The 1,185-nt window shown below is 47.2% G+C and carries 1 protein-coding gene; it reads left to right on the forward strand.

The features are described from left to right. Positions 1 to 1,184: elongation factor Tu (gene tuf, locus AACS00_RS05895; RefSeq protein ID WP_110168455.1), on the forward strand; the 1,184-nt coding region annotated here is incomplete at its 5' end. Position 1,185: the final 1 nt, after the last annotated feature.

Below are 1,185 nucleotides of genomic sequence, written 5' to 3' on the forward strand. Positions count from 1 at the left end.
TGTCTAAAGCAAAATTTGAACGTACGAAACCGCACGTAAACGTTGGTACTATCGGCCACGTTGACCACGGTAAAACCACTCTAACAGCAGCTATCTGTACTGTACTTGCAAAAGTATACGGCGGTGAAGCGAAAGACTTCGCGTCAATCGACAATGCTCCAGAAGAGCGTGAGCGCGGTATTACTATTTCTACTTCACACGTAGAATACCAAACTCCATCACGCCACTACGCACACGTAGACTGCCCAGGACACGCTGACTATGTTAAAAACATGATCACTGGTGCTGCGCAAATGGACGGTGGTATCCTAGTTGTTGCTGCGACAGATGGCCCAATGCCACAAACTCGTGAGCACATCCTACTAGGCCGTCAGGTTGGTATCCCTTACATCGTTGTATTCATGAACAAATGTGACATGGTAGACGATGAAGAGTTGCTAGAGCTTGTAGAGATGGAAGTTCGTGAACTTCTTTCTGAGTACGATTTCCCAGGCGACGACCTACCAGTAATTCAAGGTTCAGCACTAGGTGCATTGAACGGTGAAGAGCAGTGGGAAGCGAAGATTGTAGAACTAGCAGAAGCGCTAGATTCATACATTCCAGAGCCTGAGCGTGCAGTAGACCAAGCATTCCTAATGCCAATCGAAGACGTATTCTCAATTCAAGGTCGTGGTACAGTAGTAACAGGTCGTATCGAGCGTGGTATTCTACGTGTAGGTGACGAAGTTGCCATCGTTGGTATCAAAGATACAACGACGACTACTTGTACAGGTGTAGAGATGTTCCGTAAGCTGCTTGACGAAGGTCGTGCAGGTGAGAACGTAGGTGCACTACTACGTGGTACTAAGCGTGATGACGTAGAACGTGGTCAAGTACTAGCGAAGCCTGGTTCAATCACTCCACACACGAAGTTTGAATCAGAAGTTTACGTATTGTCAAAAGATGAAGGTGGCCGTCATACTCCATTCTTCAAAGGCTACCGTCCACAGTTCTACTTCCGTACAACGGACGTAACTGGTGACATTTCTCTACCAGAAGGCGTAGAGATGGTAATGCCAGGCGACAACATCAAGATGGTTGTAGAGCTAATTGCACCAATCGCGATGGATGAAGGTCTACGTTTCGCTATCCGTGAAGGTGGCCGTACAGTAGGCGCTGGTGTTGTAGCTAAAGTTATCGCTTAAT

This window comes from Vibrio sp. 11986-1-5 (assembly GCF_963878025.1).
Classification (GTDB): Bacteria; Pseudomonadota; Gammaproteobacteria; order Enterobacterales; family Vibrionaceae; genus Vibrio; species Vibrio injensis.